Raw genomic sequence first — 18,927 nt, 5'->3', positions numbered from 1 at the left:
TGCTACACAAACTACTGTTGAACGAGGGAAATGTGAATTTTTATATAGTTGACGTGTTTGCCGAGTCAAAATATGCTGGCAATCAACTAGCTGTATTTTGCGGTGCAGGAGTTGCCGAACTATCTGAGGCTGAAATGCTGCTGATAGCGAGGGAAATCAATTATTCAGAAACTACGTTTATTCGATCGCCCGATCCGCGAGATGGCGGCTATGACGTGCGGATATTCACGCCTAAGAAGGAATTGCCCTTTGCCGGTCATCCGACTTTGGGCACTGCGTTTGTGTTGCAGCAAGAGATTATTCGCGAAAAGGTCGATCGAGTAATTCTCAATCTAGCCGTCGGTCAAATTCCAGTTACTTTTAATTATCAAAATGAATCGGCCGATATTTTGTGGATGCGACAAAACCCGCCTAGTTTTGGTCAAGTTTTATCAGCCGGAACTCTGGCAAATGTCCTGAATTTAGAAACCGAGGAAATTGATTCGAGATTCCCAATTCAAGAAGTTTCTACGGGAGTGCCGTTTATAATTGTCCCCTTAAAAACTCTCGCCTCGCTCAAAAAAGCTCAAGTCAACTTAGATAGATATTTTGAGCTGATTGATACCACAGAAGCGAAAGAAATTTTAATATTGTGCCCTGAGACTTACAACGATGTCAATGATTTAAGCGTGCGAGTTTTTGCCCATTCATTAGGAATTCCTGAAGATCCAGCGACTGGCAGTGCTAACGGCTGTTTGGCTGGATATTTGGTAGAATATGCTTATTATGGGGCAGCAAAGATTGATGTCCGAGTTGAGCAGGGTTATGAAATCGCTCGACCTTCTTTGCTGTTGTTACAAGCCGCCAAAAATGAAGGGGAAATAACAGTTTTGGTGGGTGGTAAGGTGGTGATGGTTGCTAACGGAGAATTTGTGTAGAATATTTAATAGCAAATTATTAACAGCAGAGGCACGCAGCTACATTTAGAGGCTCCTTTGGCGATCGAGATCTTACAATTTTGCTAATATGAGGTAGCTCATATTCATTGATTCGCGTGATTGTTAGGCTAAAAAAGTCATCAACACCAGAGACTTTCCAATGCTGCAAACATTTTCGCGGACTTTAAATGTATCCCCTGACGCTTCTGAAGCCCTGCTTTCACTTCCATTAACCAGCTTGCTTGATTCACCGGAATTCAATCAATTATTCGCAAGTCTGGATAGTGGTTTGCTCAAAGAAACTTTGCCAACTGCTGGAATTGTTTTAGCTCAAAAACTGCCGCGTTTTTACGACTGGTTGCAAACAGAACTAGGAATTAAAAACGTCCCTGAGAGTCCCGATCATACTACGAAATGGGTAATCGGTTTTTTGAAGAATCAAGAAAGTTTAACTAGTTTAGTTGAATTGCACAAATCAATTCCCAGACAGGCATTAGAACGAGCGATCCCTCGTTTAGTTAGCACCTTTGATGAGGTTCAACCTACCGCTGTAAAGCAAGAATGGGAAAAAGCGATCGCAGCACTTTGTCTGGTTCTCGCCGTCGCAGCGCGGGAAAATCAGCCATCTGCGGCGTGAAGCAATTCTGTCTGAGTTTAAACAAAGCGCTTTTTTCGGAACATTTGCAATTGAGTGCGATCGATCTGAACGACTACTGGCCGTCGCTTGTTGAGGACGATCGCATTGTGTCTGTTTACCAACAGCAACTGAGCCAATACTACCACAAGGGCTCGTCTTTTCTGAAAATTGCCTTCAAAACGCGCCATTCGGACGATCGCCTCTTCGATTTTATAACAACAGTTGTTGCCTTTCTGGGAAATGATAAAAATCGTTCCCGGTATGTAATCGCCTTCATTTGCCCAGAAAGCATACCTTTCGCCTAAAGTAAAGTAGTGAAAAACATTGTTAGCGGTGGAAGTTTTAGCTAACTTTTCCGAAACGCCCAAAGAATTAAAAATTACAGTGGATCTAATATAATCCGGGTATTTTGCTGCTATTTGCTGAGCAACTTTGCCGCCCAAACTTTCTCCGATGACATCGGGCGGATTCCCGCTGTGAAATTGCTGCTTTATCCAATCAATAGCACCCGCAGTTTGCGCCGATTTTAACTGGCGTTCTAGTTTGGCCATAAATACATCGGGCGTATCTTCCAGAACGTGCTCGAAAGGATACCAAGAACCGTAGCCGCGAATCACCATAACAGGCGGATTATTGGCCGAAATGGGAACGCGACTTTCAGCATAAAAACCAGTGCAAGAGTCTTCAAACACTTTTTCTGTGATATAATTTCCATCAATAACTTGCCCTTCCTCGTGCCGAATGTAAATTGAAGGATTATTGGGTTTAAAAGTATCGTGCATTTGGGGTTTGGCAAACTTTTCGTAGAGGGAATCTAGCAAGTGCCTTCCCGTTTTGCGATCGACCAAATCGAATTCTGTTCCTTTCATTATCGCGTAGCCGCCGATTTTACCAACAATATTTAATAAGTACAAAAAAGCTACATAAACCCGCCACCGCGCAACGAAGAATCTAAATTAAGTTTTACTTTTATCAGATAGCAAAAATCTACATGACATTTACCGTTGGGGGAGTGATAGGGCGGGTTTTATAGATTGTCAATTATTAGCAAATATTCTATGTGGAACCCGCCCCTAGCAAATCACTTTTACAAAACTCGCAACGTGCTAGCAATACTATCGACTGCTTCCATCGCGCGAATTTCATCGAGTGCTTGTTGAAAATTACCTTCCCTAACATCGTGAGTCACGACGACAATTTCTGCTAAATCGCCGTGAATTCCCGTCTGCACAACTGATTCCAAACTAACTTTGTGGTTGCCGAAACAAGTGCCGAGTTTGCCAATTACCCCCGGAGTATCGCGCGTCAGAAAGCGGGCGTAAAAGCGAGTAACAAGTTCCTCCATCGGAGCAATTTTGCAGTAATGTTGGTGACTGCAACTCAGCAAAGGATGAGGAATCGGAACAGTTTCGGTTTTCAGGATAGCCGCGACATTCATAATGTCGGATACTACGGCGCTAGCTGTGGGGCCTGCACCGGCGCCGCGCCCGTACAGCATCAATTGCCCGATCGGCTCTCCTTCAACTAAAATTGCATTGTAAACCCCGTTGACACTCGCCAGCGGATGAGTTTTCGGCACAAAACTCGGATGCACTCGAATTGACAGCAGTTCGCTTTCTCCCTCCGCTTGCTTGCCATTGTAGTGGGAGGTTTCTTGAGCAATAGCCAACAATTTAATCACAAATCCCAGCTTGTCGGCGTAGTCAATATCAGCCGCACTAACTTTTCTGATACCTTCGCAGTGAACATCTGCTAATTTGATGCGTCCGCCAAAAGCTAGGGAGGCTAAAATAGCAATTTTATCGGCAGCATCTAATCCATCTACATCGGCTGTGGGGTCAGCTTCAGCATAACCTAATTGCTGAGCGTCGGCGAGGACTTCGGCAAAGTCTGCGCCTTCTGTTTGCATCCGCGTCAGGATGTAATTAGTTGTGCCGTTGACGATGCCGGTGACAGTTTGAATGCGGTTTGCACCTAAAGATTGTTTGAGGCTTTGAATGACCGGAATGCCGCCGCCGACAGCAGCTTCTAGCATTACATAAACGCCTTTTTTGTTGGCGGCCTCGAAGATTTCATTACCGTAGCGAGCGATAACTGCTTTGTTGGCAGTGACGACGTGCTTGCCGCTGGCAATAGCTTGCAGAATGAGCGATCGCGCCGGTTCCAATCCGCCAATCAGTTCTACTACAATATCAATTTCCGGGTCAGTTGCGATCGCTTCTAGGTCAGTTGTCAGCACATTTTCTGGCAATTGTAAAGACCGAGTTCGAGAAATATCGCGCACTCCCACCCGATAGATTTCCAATTCCTGCAACAGCGGATGGCGGCCATCTGGGGAGAGCAAAATCTCTGCTGTTCCCGCACCAACTGTACCCAAACCTAGCAAACCAATTTTGAAAGCCACGACTTTGACCCGTTGAAACTCACTTCATCTAGAATCATTGTATGATAACCGCGGCTTCACTGAATACCCAGAGACCCGACTTCTTAAAAAAGTCCGGGATCTACATGACTAATTAATCCAGATTTTACATGGCAATTTAAAGTTCTGTATCCATCTCTATCCCCATTTCTCGCAGCCGCTGCGCCAATCTTTCTGCCCGCTGCCTTTCTGCATTAACTTGCTGTTCTAGTTGCTGATTTTGCTGTTCTAGTTGCTGAAGCTGTGCTTGTTCTTCTCGAATTAAATCTTCAACTAGGGGCGGACATAGCACTTGATTAACCGATAAAATAAATTCAGCGAACTGTACAGACTGAACTTGCTGTCCCGGCAAAAATTCCTGATGAGAATAACTGCCTTCATTTTCCGGGCGACTGCATACTCGTATTTTCGGTTGATTTGGGTCTACAATCCAATATTCAGGGATATCAATTAAGTCATATTCGGCCCGTTTGCGAATGTAGTCGTCCCGCCAATTTTGACTGGTAACTTCGATAACTAACAGCGGTTTTTCTTCAAAATCTAGCACTGCGGAACCAGGTTGCGCGCAGACTTGTTCCCACAGACTCTCAGTGCAAATCACCACATCAGGAATGCGAGAAGAGTTTTCCTCAGTTCGGACTGCGGTAGTCACAATTGCAACTAGCGGTAGGTTGTGTGCTGCAAAGAAGCGCCGGAACTGATAAACTAAAAATTCACAAATTTTGATATGTATTGCTGTAGGTGTTGGCATTTCGATCAGATTGCCCCGATATAATTCATAACAAACACCTGATTCTCCCTGATAGTTCAGATATTCTTCAAAGGTGAGTTTTTGGGTAGAAGTTATAACCATGTCAGTTATCTCCCTTTTTCGGTGAGCTTACTGTATATTGTACACTTTTTGTGGGTCGTTCAAGTTTCTTAAAACTAAAAACTGTTTAAAACAATTGTAGGGCGAGCCAAGCCCACCCTACAAATCAGATTAAATCATGTAACACATTAATAAGTTTCAACGTGCCAACGGTGCTCTTTCTTCAACTGTTTCTGATAGCCAGCCCAGTCAACGCCGTACTTGCTAGAGGCCGCAGACATTCCTTCATCAATTCCGCCTTCCATACCCTTCAAACCGCAGATATAAGTGTGAGTATTCGGCTTTTGAACCAATTCCCACAATTGGTCTGCGTTCTCTTGAATCCGGTTTTGAATGTACATCTTGCCGCCGTCAACATTTTTTTGTTCGCGGCTGATGGCATAAGTCAAGCGGAAATTATCGGGGAACTCGCGCTGCAATTGCTCCAACTCTTCCTTATAGAGAATGTTGGGAGTGTAAGCAACTCCAAAGAACAGCCAAGCTAAACCTCTGAATTTGTAATCGGGATTGTTTTCTTTAAACATCCGCCACAAATAAGCGCGGAAAGGAGCAATACCCGTACCGGTAGCCATCATAATCACGGTGGCTTCCTCGTCGTCGGGTAACAGCATTTCCTTGCCTACCGGGCCGGTGATTTTGACATCATCTCCAGGTTGCAAACCGGTGAGAAAAGTCGAACAAACACCAAAGACTTTTTCACCGGTTTCTGGGCTTTTGTACTCTAGGCGGCGGACGCACAGAGAGACTGTTTTGTCGTCTACATCGTCTCCGTGACGGGTGGAGGCGATCGAATACAGCCGAATTTTGTGAGGTTTGCCGTTTTTATCGGTCCCATCGGGAATAATCCCGATACTTTGACCTTCGAGATAGTGCAAATTGCCTCCAGAAATGTCAAATTTGACGTGACGGACTGTACCCTCGCCGCCTTCTCTGACTAATTCTTCTGTAGAAATGCACTTACCAATATAGGGATTGGCCGGTTTGTAGAGGTTAACAGGAACCTGAACTTTTTCCTTGGCTTGAGTCATGGGCTTAGTTTTTTCTCCAGATTTCTGACTCTGTAGCCCTGCTTCTGGTGCGACTTTGCCATTTGTTTCGGGAGCGCTGTTTGAGGGGCGGATGCTGACAATTCTTCCACCCATGCGAGCAATCCGGCGCATTTCCTGATTCATGCGATCGTAGGGCACGGAGATAAATACGCTACCGCTACGGCGAATCGGGTTACTTATTTGGTCAGTTGCTTGGCTCTGACGCATACCCTCCACTTCGTAAACAAAGATGCGGCTGCCTGATTCTGAGTTGGTCGCCACACCAGATATGCTTGGGCTGTACATTTGTTGCTTGTCCTTCACGATACAGAGTTATAAAGAAAGAGAATGTGACGTTAGACTCAATTTACTTTTTTCTTAAGGCCATCGGGACTAATTGGCCGCGCCAATTTTTGGGCCTCGCCACGCCGGCAGGAGTGTTGAAGTTGCGATCGCTCGCGTATCAAATCCCTAGTAGCCGAACGCCGCGCTCACCGAGCCCTATTGCGTTCGGCTGTTGACCTATAGCTATTGTTGTCTGCGTACTGCCAATATTTTACCCGATCGGGGGATCTGCCCCGATAAGTCCTTGTGATTTGGGGAGCGCCCCACCAGAGAAAGGAAGATTCGAGCAGTTTAATGAGGTTGAGCTTGTAGGGGGCCGACGCATTCTGGTAAGATTAACCGCTAAAGTTAGTATTAATTACTTGCCTTGAAGATTGCTTGGGTCTTCCCGGGCAGGCAGTCAACTCACTGCTGTATGCTGGTGAGAACTTGATCCTCTCGGGGTAGCAAAGCAGCACAAAGCCTGCTTGCCGCTACCTGCGGGCTGAAATTTTGTGGAATCTAGAGTTGAGTTAGTTAGTAAACAGTGATTTTGTTAGAGGGAAACTATGACAAGTAAGCCGGATCGCGTGGTTTTAATTGGCGTTGCCGGAGATTCCGGATGCGGAAAATCTACTTTTTTACGCCGATTGACTGATTTGTTCGGGGAAGATTTCGTTACTGTAATCTGCCTCGACGACTATCATTGTCTCGATCGCAAGCAGCGCAAGGAAACAGGGATTACAGCCCTTGACCCGAGAGCGAATAATTTTGACCTGATGGCCGAGCAAATGAAGGCTCTCAAAGAAGGTCATGCGATCGACAAGCCGATTTACAACCACGAAACTGGTCTGCTCGATCCTCCTGAGCGGGTAGAGCCGAATCACGTGATTGTGATTGAGGGGCTGCATCCCCTGTACGACGAGCGAGTTCGATCGCTCCTCGACTTCAGCGTCTACCTCGACATTAGCGACGAGGTAAAAATTGCTTGGAAAATCCAGCGCGACATGGCGGAACGGGGCCACCGTTACGAAGACGTGCTGTTTGCGATCAATGCTCGCAAACCGGACTTTACCGCCTACATCGACCCGCAAAAGCAATATGCTGATGTGGTAATTCAAGTATTGCCGACCAACTTGATTAAAGATGACAAAGAGCGGAAGGTTCTGCGCGTGCAGATGATCCAGCGCGAAGGCATCGCCAATTTTGAGCCTGCGTATTTGTTTGACGAAGGTTCAACAATTAACTGGGTTCCTTGCGGCCGCAAGCTGACTTGTTCCTATCCCGGAATTAAGATGTACTACGGGCCTGACGCTTTCTACGGTCACGAAGTCTCGATTTTGGAAGTAGATGGTCAATTCGAGAATCTCGAAGAAGTTATTTACATCGAAAGCCATTTGAGCAAGACTTCTGCGAAGTATGAAGGCGAGTTAACTCACCTGTTGCTCCAGCACCGCGAATATCCTGGTTCCAACAATGGAACTGGTTTGTTCCAAGTGTTAGTGGGATTGAAGATGCGGGCGACTTACGAGAAGTTGACTGCAAAAGAAGCGAAAGTGGCTGTTAGTGTTTAGAACGCAGACATGAAAGATTTGGGAGGCGCAATTGCGCCTCTTTTTTTGTGGGAAATGAACCGCAGAGGCGCACAGGGCGCAGAGTAGAGTTAGGGGAGGGTGTGTGGAAGTAGAGAGGTTAAGAAGGTTTTTCCGGCTTCATTCAGGTCGCTATCTAGGGAAAAAGTTAGACTGCAAACTCGAATATCGTCATTTTTTATATCTAGTGGCTGTTTGAGGTTTTGCGGGTAGACGAGAATTGCATTTTGGCACTTTAAGGCATTTGCGTAAGCAACTATTTGATGACGGTCATTACTAGCTACTTGCTCGGGAACTTTGTATTTTGTATCGAGGACGTATTGGACTTTTTTTGTTGCAATATCGCACAGCAGTAAGTCAATCCGATCGAAATAGTTTTGGTCATGTGTGACTCGGTGTTGTTGTTTGACAAAAAAGCCTTTTGGTGTATTTGCTTTGAGCCATTCAGCGACAAATTGTTCATATAAATTAGCCATGTCTATGAGAAAAGGGAGCATTTCGCGATCGCCTGTTTCGTGACTAGGCCCTGTGTTATCTAAAAAGAATCGACATAAGGCGTGTAAAAGTTGATAATCTTGATTCAAACGGTGATAATTTCTATCAATACAAGCTTCTGATTTAAAATGTTTTAATGTAACAAATCCTTGGAGTGCGTGAAAGGCTTTTCGCACAGTGGATGAGACAGATTCACCGCACAAACCGCTGCGGCCAATGATGAAAAGTGTCCAAGCCAGAATTTGATTATCTTCGATATCGCCTGTTTGTTCGTTATAGTGGCATTTTAGTTTAACATCCCAAGGTTTTTGCAGGGCTGACCGCAAATCGACGCGACCGCGAATGGAGGCTAGTCTTTCGGTTTTGGATAAGTAATCGCGATATAATCCTTTGCGACAGCGTTCTAGAATTTTTTTGGCAAGAATGTTAGCTAATGTCTCGTAACTTTGTTCTAAAGATTGGCACTGAATCGCTCCTTGGGGAAATTTTATCTGAAGGTTGTAGGCATAGTCAATCATTCCGAAGAGGTTGTTTATGGGAACCTTTGGGCGGATGGCCATGTGAAATTCTGGAGTGATGGGAATGTTGCCCACTCTGCCTTTAGATTTTAAGTGCCATTGATATTTTGTTTTAAAGTTGGGAAATTCTATCTCGATTTCCTTGGCATAATTATGGTATATTTTTTGTCCTACTGATTCGGGGATTGAGTCTTGTTCAAAAGTTGCTAATTGATATTCTGTAAGTTCGATAATTCGGCTGGATTTTGGTTTCATGATTGTGGTGGATGCAGTAACGCCACTGTATCGGCGTTAATGACGGCGTTAGAGTGTCAATAGCCCAATTTTGTCTTAATATTATCCCAGAGAAACTCATCCATTTTTTCCAGGTTATCAAAGAAGTATTCTTCGAGGTATGGCTCAATTTCCATTTCCCAAATATCTTGGATATCTTCAGCTAAGGTTTTTGTCAAAAAGAAGGAGATGCCTAATTCATAGTGTTTGTTGTTAATTGCGCGATTGACATCTTCTAGAATGCTAGTTAATTTATCAACTGAAAAATCTGTTTCCTCTCTGTGGTGATACTGTCGGAGCACTTCATAGTTTGGATATACGGGAATGAATGCGAAGCGGCGGCGGAGTGCGTTATCGACTAAGGCAATAGAACGGTCTGCTGTGTTCATTGTGCCGATAATGCGGACATTTGTAGGGATTATAAATTCTTCGCCACTGGCTAATTTAACGGTGCGATCGCGGTCATCAAGCAAATACATTAACTCTCCAAATACCTGAGATAAATTTGCACGGTTAATTTCATCAATAATGATAACGCAAGTGCCTCGACGAGACTCAGCTTTTGTGCAAAATTCGAGGAATCTACCGGGAACTATGGGATAGGTTAATCGATCATTTTGACTCTGCGGTCGGATGCCTTGAATGAAGTCTTCATAGGTATAGGCTGGATGAAATTGTATCAGTTCCCAGAAGCCATCGCCGCCACCGATTAAATGTTTGGCTAGTTTTTCCGCTATGAAAGTTTTTCCGGTTCCGGGCGGGCCTTGCAGGATGGCTTGTTTCTTGCGGTGGATTGTGCGTATGCAGCGGTTTAGTTCTGTTTCGTCAAAGCCAGTTTCTTCGGCACACTGGTTCAAAAGATATTCCGGTTGCAACTGTACTTCTTCTACAGCGTATTCAAACACAATTGCCTCATCTAATAATGGTACTTCGTTACTAGGAAAGTCATATTTTTTTATTTCTACAAGCCAGTGGCAGAACATATCAAATACATCGTCCTCTCGGATAGATGGAACGCCAGTCTGGTGCATTTCTTTAGTTAATTCTTTTATCAGCTTGTGTCCGGTTAAGTTAGCATAGGAGTAGTCTATTAGCTGTTTGCTGTACGAAGTATTGGCGAAATAGTTAATAACCTGTATTGACTTGTCATTAATCGCGAGAAAGTCATCGGGACGGAGAGCATTGAGGATAGGCGTTAGCATCCCTATCTCGCCGAACAAGGAGACGCGCATTTCTTCTGAAAACTCTCTACAGGCCGAATATAGCTGACTCGGATCGTCGTTACAACAGCAGACTAAATAAAAAATTAATTGGGCCATTCTTACTGGCGCTATTAATGACAATTTTTTATACGATTTTGAATTCCATAATAACCCTTTTATTATGCACGGATTAATATGAATCCAGGCTCCCCTTTGTCGATTAGTAGGAGAGTCTTCGTAAGGTAGAAGTTTCAACATTATAGATTCAGTGACATCTTTTCCAGACTCAACAGCAGCAGCGATGGCTTCAAAATTGCGACGCCCCTGCTGACGCTGCTTCTTGTAAGCGGCTGTGTGATGCAACCCATCGGGAGTGTAGGGATATGAGCTGACAAATTCCTGAAATAGCCTGACAAACTCAGCTTTTTTTTCCGCTAGCATACTGCTATTGCCAACTGTTGATTATTAAATTATTGTAGTAAATATTTATCTGGAACATCCTCCTAAATCTTTGACCATTTTCAACTGTTTATCCGTAATGTAACGATAACTTTGGGGTGGTTTAAGCTCAGGTAACTTTTTTCTTAAACGCTGTAAGTCTACTGGTTGGCTAAACTTGTGAATCTCTTTTAAAAAAATTCCAATACCTGTTTTTGTACCTTGATAATAGTCATAAAAAGTTTCCCAGGAAATGCCCGCTTTGTCTTCAACCTCCTCCCAAAGTTCTGCAATTGGTTTTTCTATAATATTATCCACTTTGAATGAACCGAATACAGCTTTTTCCGGGGAGGAAACATAAATTAATACCAGATCGCCTTCTTTCAATAATCGAGGGCGGACGCGCCGCAATTCAACTGTCTTATTACTGTCGAATATTTTCTTGGCGTATTCCGGTCGAATAGATAATAGCAAGATACTTGACATCGGTTACAATCCTTTCTTTAAATCGCGGTTCCTTGATTATATATGATTCCGAATTGTTCCTTTGAAATCTTAAATAGACTTTGAACCGTTGTTTTATTTCCAAGTATTTCCCGAAGCCGGTTTAATGTCAGCGGTTTAGTGAAAATCTTGGTATCACTAAATCTTATAGCCATAATATCTTCATCGGGTTGGTTTTTTACTATTGTCATTAAATCTTTTAATTCATATATACCTAAACGGCGAAACTGTCTATATAATTTTTCCGGCTTGTCTATGATAACTTCATCTAACCTAGAGCAAGCTTTAACCTCTTTGGTTCCAAAAGTAAATGATGTATCGGAACTAACATACCATAAAATTCTACCAATAACACCAGGTCTTAACCCACCATTATTTCGCTTATAGTACACCAGTTCGCGTCTTAGCGCTAGATCAGCTTGAGAGTCCAAGAGGAACTGGTTAGCCAACTCTTCATCAAACAAATCTTTTGCCCATGTGGGTTGAATAGGAATAATGAATGTAGGCAAGTCAGCATTAATAATTTTAGCTGGCCAAAGGTGACGTTCAAGCTCAGACATGGTTATTATATCTTGAGTTAATTCGCTGGTATTAAGAGTCTGTGCAATCTTAAGGCAAAAATTGTATTCCTCTCCTAAATTACTTAACTCGGCAAGTTCCTTAGATAGTTCTTCTGCTGTTTTTGCAACAGCAAGATTCGCCTTCAAATACCCATCATTAACTCGAACAAAAGCATCTTCTTGAATAGCTTGTAAAACTGTATCTTCCAGATACGGGTCAATAATCCTGGTAAACTGTCGATTTTCCTGGGCTGAGAGCGATATAGAATAAAAAACCAAGTACCGTGCCAGTGTAGCTGCTATAGCACCTGGACGAACTCGCATTATTGTTACTTTTAGTTCGCCAGCTTGCTGTCGCTCAAAAACAATTAAAGCCAGGGGGAGATTTTCATCTCCTAAAAAAACATAACACTTAAATTTATCTTGATTGGCAATAACATGGCGCAGCCTTTGTTTAAAATCTCCCTCGCTCTCGCCCTGTTCACTAGCGTAAAAACTATCAAGTAATCGAGATTGTTCAAATCTCTGAATGAGTTTCATTTTGACAGATGTACCTGCCAAGCGAACGGGCTGATATTCAACATTTCTGCGAATTTCATCAAATTTTAAAATTAAATTTGTTGGGCTAATTACTTCAAGTGTAAAATTATTATAAAGTTTATCAGCTAAATTCAAAATTTCTGTGTTGCGAGTAACAAATACCTGGCAATCCGAAGCAATAGTTATAGCTAACTGACTTATTGTAGCTCTATCAAAAATTACAGCTTGCTCGGTCAACAGTTGATCGATAGAATGTAAAATACTTTCAAGTCGCGTTTTGTCGTACAACAACTGAGTAAAACTATTAGCCAGGGAACGTTTGCTATCTCTTAAAGTAGCATTATCAATTCTGTTGATTGATTTGAAAATTTCATCAGTGATGCATAACTCCAAGTCGTCCTGCAACCAATCAGCCAGCAGAGAGTCCGATTCTGTAGTTTTAAGCTCTTTATTTCCGTGTAATTCTAAGAAAACGCTTGTATCGATGACCGCACACAGTTTAGATTCAAGTTTCTGATTGGCAGCATAAGAAAATATGCTGGGATGATTGTGTTCTAGCCACCAAACTGTAAGAAGTTTACCCTCCTTACTTTTGCCTGTTTTTTCATTTAAGGGAACAAAGCCTAATTTAGACCACATTCCGTCTATGCCATAATCGCGCCGGCATTTAAGCTCAAGGCGATAAAAATCCTGAGTTTTTTGACTTAAGTAATTGACTAGCTTTTTAGCAACATCTTTGCTGCGCCATGCCGGATTGACGCAAAGATGAACGATAACAATTGCGTGTTTTCGGAGCGCCTTCCGGTATAGCAGATAACCAATACAATTTTGCTCGGCATCGATAGCCACAAGAATCATACGCTTGATTGCGTATTCTACAAAAGCATCTCTTGGTAACAAGCCCAGAGTTTTTTTATTGGCATCACCTAGTGCTATAACGGTTTGCAAATGAGGGGATGTATGGTCAATTGCTTCGATCGTCACCTGTTTTTCTGCTGTCACTTGTTTGTACCTCCTCAAGTTTCGGCCATACCTCAGTTTGATCTAATTTTGTCACTGAGTCAATGATTTGGGTTACTATCTCGCCCTTCCTTCCCTCTCAGTATCACATTACAAGCCGCTGGGAAAGTCGGGAGTCATATAAGTACGATCGCACCCGCCATCCTTACCCTCATCAATTGCCCTGCCAAACCAGTAACACTGGCAAAACCTCTAACAACAGTTGCCGGAAAATTTAAACTTGTGTCGAAACTATCTAAACGTGCTATATTCAACTCCGTAAACCCTGAAGTGCGCTTTCAGGTATTGCAAATTTATCCACGAGTCAACTGAATGCTCTCTACTTTCAAGAAACTAGCTTCAATTGCAATCATCTTTGCCGCCGTAAAACTTTTACTTAATTATCCGCCTTTCCGAGAAATAGAAAATTATATCGCAAATAGAGACCCAGCAAGTGCTACCTTAGACGCTGCAACTCTGCAGCAAAAATCCAGCAGCCCGCCTCCGGTAACTCCCAAAAAATCACCGGAGCAAAAGTTCGATGTAGTAGTGTATGGCGATGAAGTACCGGGGATATGTGCGGCGATATGGGCTAAGAAAACTTTAGGCGCAAAGGGCAAAGTTGCGATCGTGCGATCGAACTACGGAAGTGCTCCTTTGGGCGGCTTACTCACCCGCGGCGGTTTAGCTTACATCGATGTAGATAAAATCCCCGGTTGGTATCGCCAACCCTACGCCCAATGTTTTAAGGAATTCTTAGATAAAGCGGATGCGCCCGAATCTTGCTTAGATCCAAAAAAGGCAGATCGAGCTCTCAAACAGATGCTTTCTGCAGCAGGAGTCAAAGTTATTTCCAACTCAACTCTTACTCCCCGCGTCGTAGATAAAAAAATCGAATATGCCGAAGTAAAAGGCAGAAATTTAACCATTAAAGCCAACTCTTTTATTGACGTAACTCAAGACGCCGAATTAGCCAGAAAAGCTGGATTATCTTATTATACAGGATATCAATCTCAAAATATAAAAGCCAAAAATGAAACTTTAGCAGTCTCTGTAGTTCCGAGAATTACAGGGATAACGATGTCCGATTTCCGCAGAATAGAAGATGAAATTCTCTACAACACCCCTTTGGTCAAGAAAATTAAAGAAAGCATTACAAAATCTAAAGATCCGGCTAGTACAAAATTCTGGATGAGAAATTTCTGGAGTACCATCTATCAACCATATACAGACGGCTACGACATCAGAAGCGTAGCGATAGGCGCAGCGTATCACATAGATAGAAATATGCCCTTTAGTCAAAATAAAGGATTCTTTTTTGATAAAGGCAATGTCTGCGTTTATAACAAAAATGTGCTGTCCTGGAACGGGTTTCTGTTTAAATACCAAGTTGACCAAATCATGAAGATGGAAGCTAACGGCAGAAAACCGACTCCTGAAATGATTAGAGAAATGTCATTTCTCCAATACTGGCTACAAAAGAAGTCTGGTAAAGATGTGAGAGTATTTCTTCCAGACGAGGTTTATATCAGGCAAACTTTGAACGTTCGCGATGTGGTAGATCCGCTGACGGGGCAGGAGATTATCAAAGGGGGAACAGTACCCGAAAAGTCGATCGGCAGTTTTTCCTACGATTTCGATATGCGGGGCGGAGTCAAGAATTTATCTGCGAGAATTCCGCCGCTGCCAGTGTATAATTTCGGCATAGAAAGTGCTTTAGCTAGCAAAGTCAAGAATTTAGCTATTGTCGGGCGATCGTCCGGTTATGTGGGTATGGCTGTATCCGTCGGGCGAATTGCGACGGTGAATATTTATCAAGGACAAGGTGTGGGCGTGGCGGCTGGTTTGGCTAGCAAGTTCGGCGTGCCGCTGAATTCGATTACTTCGGCTGAAACGAAAAAAACTCTGGAGACTTTAACGGGGAAAACGACGTATTTGTCGGGGAGAGATACGAGTTATGGGGTGGATTATAAGGAGGTGAAATAATTAAAGATATTAAGAGGAATGAACCGCAGAGGGCGCAGAGGGCGCAGAGAGGAGAGGGATGAGACGGTTTGTTAGGAGAGGATGAGGCGGCGAATTCCTTCTTTTAAAAAGCGGACATTAAAGTTGATAAGAAGGGCTAGAGGATAACCAGTCATTTTGAGGTAGGAGATAACTTGAGCCTCATGAATAGGAAGTAGAGTTTGGACTGACTTTAATTCAACTACGATAGTGTTGGCAACCAGCATATCGTATCTGCCTTCCCCAACCACAACACCTTTATAAGTTACATTTACTGTAGGTTGAGGTTGAAAAGGAATTCCCCGGCGCGAGAGTTCTTCACGCAACGAATTCTCATATACCGCTTCCAAAAACCCCGGCCCCAACTCCTGATGAACCTCCATCGCCGCCCCAATCACAGCATAAGTCAACTCATTAAGATCCTCTCCCAACTCTCCTCTCTCCTCTTCTCAAACCAATAATCACAATCATAATCCAAAACCCTCCCAACACTCTTCCCTCTGCGCCCTCTGCGCCCTCTGCGGTTCAAACATCTTCTCCTCCCTCTCCTGTGGCACAATCTTAATATAAAACCTGCACCCTCTCGCCAATGACCGCAAACCTACCCCCCCAATACGACCCCCAAGCCACCGAAACCAAGTGGCAAAAATACTGGGAAGACAACCAAACCTTCAAAGCTGACCCAGAAGCCGGCGGCGAACCTTACTGCGTCGTCATTCCGCCGCCCAACGTCACCGGCAGCCTCCACATGGGACACGCTTTTGAAGAGACGCTGATTGATGTCCTCGTCCGCTATCACCGCATGACTGGACGCAATACCCTGTGGTTGCCGGGAACGGATCATGCTAGCATCGCAGTTCAAACTATTCTCGAAAAACAACTCAAAGCAGAAGGCAAAACTCGCCACGATTTAGGTCGAGAAAAATTCTTGGAACGGGCCTGGGAGTGGAAAGCTGAATCGGGCAATACTATTACTAATCAATTACGCAGTTTGGGCGTGTCTGTCGATTGGTCGCGCGAACGCTTTACGATGGATGAAGGCTTATCCGCTGCGGTTTTAGAAGCGTTTGTTCGTCTGTACGATGAGGGGTTGATTTATCGCGGCAATTACCTGGTGAATTGGTGTCCGGCTAGTCAGTCTGCTGTGTCGGATTTGGAGGTTGATCAGCAGGAAGTTGAGGGCCATTTGTGGCATTTCCGCTATCCTTTGACGGACGGTTCTGGTTATTTGGAGGTGGCGACGACTCGGCCGGAAACGATGTTGGGCGATACCGGGGTGGCGGTGAATCCACAGGACGATCGCTACAAGCATCTTATCGGTAAAACTGTGACTTTGCCGATCGTGAATCGCGAAATCCCAATCATTGCTGATGAGTTTGTCGATCCAACTTTCGGAACTGGTTGTGTCAAGGTGACTCCTGCCCACGATCCGAATGACTTCGAGATGGGTAAGCGTCACAATTTGCCGTTTATTAATATTATGAATAAGGACGGCACTTTAAATGAAAATGCCGGAGAGTTCCAGGGACAAGACCGATTTGTTGCCCGGAAAAATGTGGTGCAGCGCTTAGAAGTTGACGGGGTTTTGGTTAAAATAGAAGATTATAAGCATACAGTTCCCTACAGCGAACGCGGCAAAGTTCCGGTCGAACCTTTGATATCTACGCAATGGTTTGTGAAGATAGATCCTCTTTCTCAGCGTGCTTTAGAAGCATTAGATCGAAGTAACTCACCAGTCTTTGTTCCTGACAGATGGACAAAGGTTTATCGCGATTGGTTGGTGAAGCTGAAAGATTGGTGTATCTCCCGCCAATTGTGGTGGGGACACCAAATCCCGGCTTGGTATGCTGTTAGCGAAACCCAAGGAGAAATTACTGATACAACACCTTTTATAGTTGCGAAAACTGAAGCTGAGGCGAGGGAAAAAGCAACGGCTAAATTTGGTAATGACGTGCAGCTAGCAAGAGATCCAGACGTATTGGATACTTGGTTTTCTTCCGGGTTGTGGCCTTTCTCAACTTTGGGATGGCCGGACGAAACTAAAGATTTGGAGTTTTACTATCCGACAACTACTTTGGTTACAGGTTTTGATATCATCTTTTTCTGGGTTGCTAGAATGACGATGATGGCCGGACATTTTACTGAAAAGATGCCTTTTGATACTGTTTACATTCACGGTTTGGTGTTGGATGAAAACGGTCAGAAAATGTCTAAGAGTAAAAATAACGGTATCGACCCGCTGCTATTGATTGGTAAGTACGGTACTGATGCTTTGCGCTACACTTTGGTTAAGGAAGTGGTAGGGGCAGGTCAAAATATTCGCATGGAGTACGATCGCAAAACTGATGAATCGAAATCGGTGGAAGCTTCCCGGAACTTCACGAATAAGTTGTGGAATGCGGCCAGGTTTGTGATGATGAATTTGGAGGGACAGACTCCGCAACAGTTGGGAAGTCCTTCTGGGGAAGGTGGTTTGGAATTGTGCGATCGTTGGATTCTTTCTCGCTACAATCAAGTTGTGCAGCAAAGCCGCAATTGTTTGGAAAATTACGGTTTGGGGGAAGCGGCGAAGGGACTTTATGAGTTTATTTGGGGCGATTTCTGTGACTGGTATATTGAGTTAGTCAAGTCCCGCTTGCAACAGGATGCTGAACCAAATTCTAAGAAAGTGGCACAGCAAACTTTTGCTTTTGTGTTGGAAGGGATTCTGAAACTACTGCATCCTTTTATGCCACATATTACTGAGGAGATTTGGCACACTCTGACTCAAACAGGTGATGATCAATGTTTGGCTTTGCAAGCTTATCCAGAGGCGGATATCTCGCTAATTAATGCTGAATTAGAACAGCAGTTTGAGTTGTTGTTCGGTACAATTCGCACAGTTCGCAATTTGCGGGCAGATGCTGATATCAAACCCAGTGTGAAGGTGACGGCGATTTTGCAAAGCGAAAGCGAGAAAGAACGCCAAATAATTTCAGATGGAGGTGTTTACATTCAGGATTTGGCCAAAGTCGAAAATCTGACAGTTACTGCTAGTTTGGATGCAGATTTGGGACAGACAATTGCTGGGGTTGTCGGTACTGTGCAAGTATTGATTCCTCTCGCTGGGGTGGTGGATTTGGTGGCTTTGCGTGCTAAATTAGAAAAAAAGTTGAGTAAGGTGGAAGCTGAAATTAAGCATACTGCGGCGCGCTTGACTAATCAGAAGTTTGTGGATAAGGCTACTCCTGATGTTGTTCAGGGGGCGAGGGATGCTTTGGCGGAAGCCGAAAAACAAGCGGAGATTTTGCGCGATCGGCTAAAGGTGTTTTAAGAGTTGACTGGTGACTGGTGACTGGTGACTGTTTGTAGTCAAGTTGTAGGGTGCGTGAGGGCGAAAAATCTTGGAATTCCAATGAAAATACTGACTCTCACCCACCGCTGGCGCGATCGGCTAAAGTTGTTTTAAGAGTTGACTGTTGACTGTAATCTTGTTCCCAGGCTGTACCCATTAGTGACAACAAACACGTTAAACATACCCTCTCTTTTGTTTTTATCGAAGTCTAGATCCCCCCTAACCCCCCTTAAAAAGGGGGGGACAAGAGCGCTCAAAGTCAACCCCTA

Annotated in this window: 14 protein-coding genes; 5 read left to right on the top strand and 9 right to left on the bottom strand. The window is 43.9% G+C overall.

Annotated elements, in window-relative coordinates:
* Positions 1 to 32: 32 nt before the first annotated feature.
* Both QT996_RS04040 and QT996_RS04035 read left to right on the top strand, forming a co-directional pair.
* The gene (locus tag QT996_RS04040) at positions 33 to 917 is read left to right on the top strand and encodes a PhzF family phenazine biosynthesis protein (protein WP_333044716.1); all 885 of its coding nucleotides are present in this window, start codon (positions 33 to 35) and stop codon (positions 915 to 917) included.
* Between the two features lie 160 nt (positions 918 to 1,077).
* Positions 1,078 to 1,554 (top strand): hypothetical protein, encoded by a 477-nt coding sequence (locus QT996_RS04035; protein ID WP_333044715.1) that lies wholly within the window; start codon positions 1,078 to 1,080, stop codon positions 1,552 to 1,554.
* Between the two features lie 17 nt (positions 1,555 to 1,571).
* Here the strand turns inward: QT996_RS04035 and QT996_RS04030 are convergent, their stop codons facing one another.
* From QT996_RS04030 to petH, 4 genes are all read right to left on the bottom strand, one after another.
* Positions 1,572 to 2,423, bottom strand: a complete 852-nt coding sequence (locus QT996_RS04030; RefSeq protein ID WP_333044714.1) for a hypothetical protein — start codon at positions 2,421 to 2,423, stop codon at positions 1,572 to 1,574.
* Between the two features lie 218 nt (positions 2,424 to 2,641).
* The gene (locus QT996_RS04025; RefSeq protein ID WP_333044713.1) at positions 2,642 to 3,958 is read right to left on the bottom strand and encodes a homoserine dehydrogenase; all 1,317 of its coding nucleotides are present in this window, start codon (positions 3,956 to 3,958) and stop codon (positions 2,642 to 2,644) included.
* Positions 3,959 to 4,094: 136 nt separating this feature from the next.
* Positions 4,095 to 4,829: a Uma2 family endonuclease gene (locus QT996_RS04020; RefSeq protein ID WP_333044712.1), complete on the bottom strand. Its 735-nt coding sequence runs from the start codon at positions 4,827 to 4,829 to the stop codon at positions 4,095 to 4,097.
* A 146-nt stretch (positions 4,830 to 4,975) separates the two neighbouring features.
* Positions 4,976 to 6,181 (bottom strand): ferredoxin--NADP reductase, encoded by a 1,206-nt coding sequence (petH, locus tag QT996_RS04015; protein WP_333044711.1) that lies wholly within the window; start codon positions 6,179 to 6,181, stop codon positions 4,976 to 4,978.
* A 587-nt stretch (positions 6,182 to 6,768) separates the two neighbouring features.
* Between petH and QT996_RS04010 the strand changes: the two genes are divergently transcribed.
* Positions 6,769 to 7,773, top strand: a complete 1,005-nt coding sequence (locus tag QT996_RS04010) for a phosphoribulokinase (RefSeq protein WP_333035850.1) — start codon at positions 6,769 to 6,771, stop codon at positions 7,771 to 7,773.
* Between the two features lie 89 nt (positions 7,774 to 7,862).
* Here QT996_RS04010 and QT996_RS04005 read toward each other — a convergent pair whose 3' ends face one another.
* From QT996_RS04005 to QT996_RS03990, 4 genes are read right to left on the bottom strand one after another with little or no spacing between them, the layout of a single operon-like run.
* A complete protein-coding gene (locus QT996_RS04005) occupies positions 7,863 to 9,059 on the bottom strand; it encodes a 5-methylcytosine restriction system specificity protein McrC (protein WP_333044709.1) in 1,197 nt (398 codons plus the stop codon).
* Positions 9,060 to 9,115: 56 nt separating this feature from the next.
* Complete coding sequence (locus tag QT996_RS04000) at positions 9,116 to 10,720, bottom strand: AAA family ATPase (protein ID WP_333044707.1); 1,605 nt, start codon at positions 10,718 to 10,720, stop codon at positions 9,116 to 9,118.
* Positions 10,721 to 10,765: 45 nt separating this feature from the next.
* Positions 10,766 to 11,203 (bottom strand): ASCH domain-containing protein, encoded by a 438-nt coding sequence (locus QT996_RS03995; protein ID WP_333044706.1) that lies wholly within the window; start codon positions 11,201 to 11,203, stop codon positions 10,766 to 10,768.
* A 17-nt stretch (positions 11,204 to 11,220) separates the two neighbouring features.
* Positions 11,221 to 13,323 (bottom strand): GNAT family N-acetyltransferase, encoded by a 2,103-nt coding sequence (locus QT996_RS03990; RefSeq protein WP_333044704.1) that lies wholly within the window; start codon positions 13,321 to 13,323, stop codon positions 11,221 to 11,223.
* 330 nt (positions 13,324 to 13,653) lie between these two features.
* Here QT996_RS03990 and QT996_RS03985 point away from each other — a divergent pair, with 330 nt between their 5' ends.
* Positions 13,654 to 15,306 carry an FAD-dependent oxidoreductase gene (locus QT996_RS03985; RefSeq protein ID WP_333044702.1) on the top strand — a complete coding sequence of 551 codons (1,653 nt, stop codon included), beginning with the start codon at positions 13,654 to 13,656 and terminating at the stop codon, positions 15,304 to 15,306.
* A 71-nt stretch (positions 15,307 to 15,377) separates the two neighbouring features.
* Here the strand turns inward: QT996_RS03985 and QT996_RS03980 are convergent, their stop codons facing one another.
* Positions 15,378 to 15,755: a GxxExxY protein gene (locus tag QT996_RS03980; RefSeq protein ID WP_333044701.1), complete on the bottom strand. Its 378-nt coding sequence runs from the start codon at positions 15,753 to 15,755 to the stop codon at positions 15,378 to 15,380.
* A gap of 158 nt (positions 15,756 to 15,913) precedes the next feature.
* Between QT996_RS03980 and QT996_RS03975 the strand changes: the two genes are divergently transcribed.
* Positions 15,914 to 18,637 carry a valine--tRNA ligase gene (locus QT996_RS03975; protein ID WP_333044699.1) on the top strand — a complete coding sequence of 908 codons (2,724 nt, stop codon included), beginning with the start codon at positions 15,914 to 15,916 and terminating at the stop codon, positions 18,635 to 18,637.
* Positions 18,638 to 18,927: the final 290 nt, after the last annotated feature.

Source organism: Microcoleus sp. S13C4, from assembly GCF_036700865.1.
GTDB lineage: Bacteria > Cyanobacteriota > Cyanobacteriia > Cyanobacteriales > Microcoleaceae > Microcoleus.
The sequence above is the reverse complement of the archived record's forward strand: the minus strand, read 5'-3'. Positions and strand labels throughout refer to the sequence as shown.

What these genes read in the sequence shown, in the direction of transcription:
- QT996_RS04000 (WP_333044707.1), bottom strand. Translation starts at nt 10,720, where the DNA reads ATGCTAGCGGAAAAAAAAGCTGAGTTTGTCAGGCTATTTCAGGAATTT.
- QT996_RS04030 (WP_333044714.1), bottom strand. Translation starts at nt 2,423, where the DNA reads ATGAAAGGAACAGAATTCGATTTGGTCGATCGCAAAACGGGAAGGCAC.
- QT996_RS03995 (WP_333044706.1), bottom strand. Translation starts at nt 11,203, where the DNA reads ATGTCAAGTATCTTGCTATTATCTATTCGACCGGAATACGCCAAGAAA.
- QT996_RS04035 (WP_333044715.1), top strand. Translation starts at nt 1,078, where the DNA reads ATGCTGCAAACATTTTCGCGGACTTTAAATGTATCCCCTGACGCTTCT.
- QT996_RS03975 (WP_333044699.1), top strand. Translation starts at nt 15,914, where the DNA reads ATGACCGCAAACCTACCCCCCCAATACGACCCCCAAGCCACCGAAACC.
- petH (WP_333044711.1), bottom strand. Translation starts at nt 6,181, where the DNA reads ATGTACAGCCCAAGCATATCTGGTGTGGCGACCAACTCAGAATCAGGC.
- QT996_RS04010 (WP_333035850.1), top strand. Translation starts at nt 6,769, where the DNA reads ATGACAAGTAAGCCGGATCGCGTGGTTTTAATTGGCGTTGCCGGAGAT.
- QT996_RS03985 (WP_333044702.1), top strand. Translation starts at nt 13,654, where the DNA reads ATGCTCTCTACTTTCAAGAAACTAGCTTCAATTGCAATCATCTTTGCC.
- QT996_RS04020 (WP_333044712.1), bottom strand. Translation starts at nt 4,829, where the DNA reads ATGGTTATAACTTCTACCCAAAAACTCACCTTTGAAGAATATCTGAAC.
- QT996_RS04005 (WP_333044709.1), bottom strand. Translation starts at nt 9,059, where the DNA reads ATGAAACCAAAATCCAGCCGAATTATCGAACTTACAGAATATCAATTA.